The sequence below is a fragment of the Pedobacter sp. 10L46_2 genome (genome assembly GCF_056395165.1).
In genome coordinates, this window is sequence record NZ_JBFTIZ010000245.1 from 1 (window position 1) to 6,294 (window position 6,294).

The following is a 6,294-nucleotide window of genomic DNA, read 5'->3' on the forward strand; positions in this document are numbered from 1 at the left end:
GCTTGTAATCGATCGTGGTATTAGGAAAAAGCTGTGTGTAGCTTCTTTTATTATTCACATTGCCAATCATTTGAACGGTATTTGTGTTTGTATTTTCCGCCCGTAGGCCCAACTGAATATCAAGACGTTTTGCACTACGATTAATACTTATATAGCCAGAATTGATATTCTCTTTATAGATGAAATGATTGCTTAATGTTACATCCTTTATATTCTGACCGGTACTTCTGTCAAAAAAGGAAACATCATTATCTGAGGTGACGTAGCTTGATTTAATCCCAGTTTCTATCTTATTTAAAAAGCCCTTTGAAGGCAGGACGTAATCTGCTTTTGTGGTAAATATCTGCAGTTTTCCATATAAATCCCCGTAAAGTAAATATGGCACTTTTAAAGGTGCGCCAGAAGGTAAAAAACTAGACGTTTTGTTGTCTTGTAGATTATCAGTTAGGTAAGAAGCGTAATCAACATCAGCGTTCAGTGAAGCTCCTGATATTGAGTGTTTATATCGATAGTTGATATTGGCCGATGGATTTCTTCGGCTGAAATCTCCGCCACCAGTAGTAGCTGAGGTTGAGCTTAAATTGCCAGCAGTATTATAACTGTGACTTTGACTGGTTATCATGCGAGAGTTATCATTGGTATAAAGCTTCCCAGCAAGCCCCAGGGTTGAGGAAGGCGAAATTTTATAGTCAACCCCTACTTGCGCAACATGAATGGCAGCTTGCACTTTAAAGTTGTTATCGTAATTAATTAAAGAAGAACGCATACCAGCTTGAAAGAACTCCCTCTTGAGCATAATATCTTGAAAATCGGTTCTGTTCAAATAGTTATATCCCGCAGAGAGGGATAATTTCTGATTCAGGTAACTTACATCAAATCCTCCTCCGGTTCTCGCGTAGATACCTTGGTTAAAGTTACCGACAATACTCCCATAGGTACCTTTTCTGTTTTCTTTTTTTGTGCGAATATCAATAACACCGGCGTTTCCTGAGGCGTCATACTTTGCCGAAGGGTTTGCCATCAGCTCGATTTTATCAACCTGATCAGATGGAATGGCCTTTAAAAAAGTGGCAAGATCATCTCCGCTTAAGGGTTGAAGCTTTCCATCTATCATCACCATTACCCCTTGTTTTCCGCGAAGCTTAATGTTACCATTTCCATCAACACTAACTCCTGGAGATTTCTGTAGCACTTCGAGAACGGTAGTTCCGGCAGCGTTAATGCTTGATGCCACATTAATAATTGTTTTTCCGGCCTTTTGCTCGACCTGTGGTTTAATGAAACTTATTGCAACCTCTCCAAGATTATTACTTATAGGTTCCACTTTTACTACACCAAGGTCTATATGCTTATTCAGAATGACATCTATCTGCAGGGGCTTATAGACTATGCTCTTTACAACAATAGTATATTGTCCTTTGGGAATGGCCTTAAAAACAAATATGCCCAAAGAATCACTCAGTACCTGTTTTAAAACTACTTTTGTGTCTTTGTGGAGTAACTGAATACCTAGTTGAGAATCTATTATTGCCTCGCCGTTACTAAGCTTTCCTGTCAAACTGAAGTCCTGTGCTAAAACGGTTACCATTTGCATACCTAAAATTATGCTTAAAAAAAACTTTTTCATTTTTTGTGTTTGTATTTGACCGGTTTTAAGAAACGATTACTTTTTCCAGCCATCCTATTGATTAAAAAGTTGATTGGTTTATCTATAGATGACAACCAATTTTGTTTATTGGTTACAAGCCTTGGGCATTAATTTTCATTAATACCCGTAAGGCCAAACCATTTTAAAATAAAGACTTGTAATGTTGTAACCAATGCATTGAGAACATTTTCTTTGCCAGAAAGAATTTAAAAATGATAAAAGATTAATGATGCTTTCTGCGCTGATTCTATTAAGCTTAAATGCTTACCCGCAGACTTCCCTTTTGCTAAATAAGGAAGTCTTAAAAAAGGTTAAAGCTATAATGGCTGCTGATGAATGGCTTATAGGTGTTTTTGTATCCGTGGCAATCCAAAGAACTACAAAAAACTTAGCGGATGCATGATTTCTTGAATCAAATACATCTTTATTATTTGAATATTTTTTGATTGGTTTTGGCCTGAAAAGATGTCTCTTTAAAGATTACTTCAGATCCCTGAACCTCTTCATGAAAAAGTTTTCCGCTGAGTTCGGCAATAAACTGGGTGTCGCATCTAGTCACTTTTATTGTACCCTCACCCTTGAACTCTTCATTAAACTGATTATGGAAATTCTTCCAATAAAACTCATCCCCCTTTTCATCCGCATAAACCGTTATCTTGCCGGAAGAAAGGTTATATTCTCCCACTCCTTTAAAATCATCTATTTGAAAAGAAATATGAGGCAGTCCAGTCTGGTTTCCTTGTTTGGTAAATGTCAGGTAGGCGAAATTTTCCCTAATTTCAACATCAGTTGCTGCATCCTTGAGAATATTAAAGGTACTGTAAGAAAAACTTGCAAGTGTCGTTATGTCTGGTACTTGTTCCTCCTTGTCTTTTTTACAGGCTGCACTGAAAAGCAGCATACCAATGAGTAGTGTATTAATAGTTAGCTTCATATTATATTTTTTGACACAAAAATATCCGCCTTCTCTTCCAGGGACAATCACATGTTCGGGTGATTTTTCGCTTGGGTACATCATTTTTAGTTAACTAAAAACTATCAAACCATGGCTTGTAAGGCATAAATCATTCTTTTTAATCACAAAAAATATTATCCGGGCACTTTTGACAGTTTGCAGTTTAATCTTTAAAAGCGCACTTTTGAATTAACTAATTAAGTCATTTATGGTGCGCTCGACTTTGAGACTTGTCTTTCACTTATTTTTGCTTTTAGTAAGCACGAGCCAATCCAAAGCACTTGAAATTTCATTCAACCGCATTTCCAATGGACTTTCCACTAATTTTGTGAATTGCGTCTCGCAGTCAGCTGATGGTTTCATTTGGGTAGGTACCCAGAACGGCCTTCAACGTTATGATGGATATCGCTTCAGGCGGATCAGTACAAGAAGTGGCAAAGGTATACCATCCCTTCCCGTAGATCAGATATTTCCTGCTGATGATTCCGCAGTTCTGATTGTTAGAATGGGCCACCGGATTGGACTTTTGGATACACGCACATTTATCTTTAGTGAATCGGCGATAAATTCTACAGTATCTGAACTTGAAGAGAATAACGTCAAACTTTTCAAAGATGGGAAGGACACTTACCTGATCATATTTGGTAAAGAGATATTAACATACAATCGAAGAAAAAACTGTTTTGAAAAAAACGTAAATATCCTCAACTATCCGGATGGCTGGAAGCCAACGGGCATTCAGCGTGACAAATCTGGGAAAATATGGGTTAGTGGATATGCTGGCATAGGCTATTTTGACCCTTTAAAAAAGGTTTTCTATACTCCGAACAATAATCCTACAAAGATGAGCACTTTAAGTGCCTTGAAATCAGTAAAGGATGTTACCCATTTTATGATTGATTCACATGACCGTTTTTTTATTAACACCTGGCCTTTAGACAAACCTTACACCATTTTATTATTCGATCCTGGAACTCCATTATCAGGGTTAAGAAAAATATCTACAATGCCCAATCCAAAGTCCAACTATAATGAGCTATCGGGGTTTAGTGAACAAAACGGGCTAATCTGGGGATTTGGTATTGATACCTTTAATCTCTTTGAAGAGAAGACGAAATCCTTCGAGATTTTTTTCAATCCTGACAATCTTGATTACGGTATTAAAGTGAATAATATTACTCAAATTTTCCGGGACAGAGACAAAAATCTCTGGGTCGCTACCGACAATGGATTGTACACCATGTCAATCATTGGAGACCATATCCGAAATGCGGTTACCACTGCTGATTTTGGAACTGCACCATTAAGCGATATTACCGCGCTTAGTGATGGCAGACTAATTTTAAGCTCCTGGGGATCGAAGATAAGTGTTTATAGGTACGATAGTTCTTTGCATCTCGCTCTTGAGAAAAGCCTTATCAACGCAATTTATAAAAACACCCCAAAAGGTGATAATTTTTTCAGTTTTGTATGGGCAGTTGAACAGGAAATCTCAACAGGTAAACTTTACCTTGCCTGTCAGGCAGGCCGATTGATTGAGTTCGATTTTAAAAAAAACGCATCTGTGTTTTTAACCCCTTCTGCATTTAAAGGACAAACTATAAGAACGCTCGCAAATGATAATTATGGAAAAATGTGGTTTGGAACACATGGCGGATTGCTTATCCGAAGAAACGAGAGTGATTTCACCTTAGTAGCCAATCTTAAAAGTTCAATAACCAGAATTTTGTCCAGGTCTTTAGGCAGCATCTGGGTTGCCACAGCCGGCAATGGCATTTTCGAGCTAGATGTCATTTCTGGCAAAGTTCGTTCACATCTTATTTCTAAAAAAGATGGAAGTGGACTGACCACAAACAGGGTATCTGACATAGCCTTTTTGGGAGACTCAACCTTAGCCATAGCTTGTTCGTCTGGCCTTGATTTTTTCAATTTGGCAACACATAAAATCAAACAATTTAATACTCAAAACGGACTTCCTCAGGGTGTAGTCACTTCTCTTGTTCCGGATGGTAATGGTCACTTATGGATGGCTACTATAGGCGGTATCTGCAGGTACAATTCTACCACAGGCGAGTTTCAGATTTTTGATAAAAAAGCAGGATTTCTGAACACCTCCAATATGGAAAATTTAATGAATCAAGGTTTAAAATTACCAGACGGTAAAATAGCATTCAGCGGAGAATCCAGTTTCGTTATTTTTGACCCGGTGAAACTCAACATCACCCCTCCGGTGAGAAAAGTCACCATCACAGACTTTAAGCTCTTCGATCATTATTTGTCGATGGATTCCATCGGAAAGCAAGGAAGGATCAAGTTAAAACATGATGAAAATTTTATCAATATTTCTTTTGCGCCGCTTACTTATGGTGGAGGAAATGAACTCAAATATTTTTACAAACTCGAGGGCGCAAGCGAAAAATGGATAAGATCTGAAACTGGACTCAGCGCAACATTTGCTTCTTTACAGCCTGGAGAATACAATTTTATGGTTCGTTCCCAGAACACTGAAGGTAAATTTTCTGATATTACCAGTCTTGGCATAAGTATTTCTCCTGCATTTTATCAAAGCTGGTGGTTCGTGGTAATTCTGATCCTTATTGCCCTTTTTAGTATTTACACACTTTACCAGGCGAGGTTGAAAAGGCTTTTAGAAGTACATCGGTTGAGGGAAAAAGTTGCCCGGGATTTGCATGATGATGTAGGCTCAACTTTAACCTCAATCAATATCCTGAGTGAAGTGGCCAGACAAGGGCTTGAAGAAGACTCAATGGCAAAACAATATTTACAGAGGATAGGTAAAAACAGCACCCAAATGATGGAGTCAATGGATGATATTGTGTGGAGTATCAAGCCTGATAATGACCAGTTGCATAAAATCACAGCCCGAATGCGAGAATATACGGCAAGCATTCTCGAGCCACAAAACATTCGTTATTCTTTTGAGGCCAATGATAATATTAAACATATAAAACTTGGCATGGAAAGCCGGCGAAACCTGTTTTTGATATTCAAAGAGGCGTTAAATAATATTTCAAAATACTCAGAGGCAACCTTGGTGGGAATAAGCATTCGTTACGAAGGCGTTCAGATTACCTTAAGTATTTTTGACAATGGAAAGGGGTTTGACTTAAAAAGTCATTCACGAGGGAACGGGCTCATGAACATGCGCAAAAGAAGCGATATGCTAAAAGGCTCGATAGATATCCAGTCTGCCCCGGGGGAAGGGACCAGGATTGTATTGAAAGTTTCGGTTTAGAACCCCGTAATTACATAAACCACATAAATATGCGATTGTAAGGTTAAAAAAATATTAACAAATTGCAGAAACTATGATCAGGATATTATTATATGAGGATAATACCCAGCTAAGGGAAGTATTATTCATCTTGCTAAACGGCACCCCCGGCTATGAGCTTTTAGGAGCCTATGGTGACTGCACGAATATTTTGGAAGAGGTTAAGCAAACTAACCCAGATTTGATTCTAATGGATATCGACATGCCATTTATGAATGGAATTGAAGGTTTAAAGCTTTTGCGCGCCAAAGGTTTTCAGTGTAAAGTTCTGATGCTAACTGTATTTGATGACAATCAGAATGTCTTTGAAGCCATTCGATCAGGAGCAAACGGTTATATCTTAAAAAAAACGCCACCTGCGAGATTAATTGAGTTTATTGAGGATGCACTTAATGG

At 38.1% G+C, this 6,294-nt stretch carries 4 protein-coding genes; 2 read left to right on the forward strand and 2 right to left on the reverse strand.

The annotated features are described in order from the left end of the window. Both AC1DDX_RS20795 and AC1DDX_RS20800 read right to left on the reverse strand, forming a co-directional pair. Positions 1 to 1,627: outer membrane beta-barrel protein (locus AC1DDX_RS20795; RefSeq protein WP_477622518.1), on the reverse strand; the 1,627-nt coding region annotated here is incomplete at its 3' end. Between the two features lie 448 nt (positions 1,628 to 2,075). After that, positions 2,076 to 2,582: a hypothetical protein gene (locus tag AC1DDX_RS20800; RefSeq protein ID WP_337717428.1), complete on the reverse strand. Its 507-nt coding sequence runs from the start codon at positions 2,580 to 2,582 to the stop codon at positions 2,076 to 2,078. Between the two features lie 268 nt (positions 2,583 to 2,850). On the opposite strand from AC1DDX_RS20800, the gene AC1DDX_RS20805 reads away from it, so the two are divergent. Both AC1DDX_RS20805 and AC1DDX_RS20810 read left to right on the forward strand, forming a co-directional pair. Continuing rightward, a complete protein-coding gene (locus tag AC1DDX_RS20805) occupies positions 2,851 to 5,859 on the forward strand; it encodes a sensor histidine kinase (protein WP_288882597.1) in 3,009 nt (1,002 codons plus the stop codon). 73 nt (positions 5,860 to 5,932) lie between these two features. After that, a partial coding sequence (locus tag AC1DDX_RS20810; RefSeq protein ID WP_477622519.1) for a response regulator occupies positions 5,933 to 6,294 on the forward strand: 362 nt, incomplete at its 3' end.

Excerpts from the sequence above, each read along its gene's own strand:
- AC1DDX_RS20800 (WP_337717428.1), bottom strand. The coding sequence starts at position 2,582 with ATGAAGCTAACTATTAATACACTACTCATTGGTATGCTGCTTTTCAGT.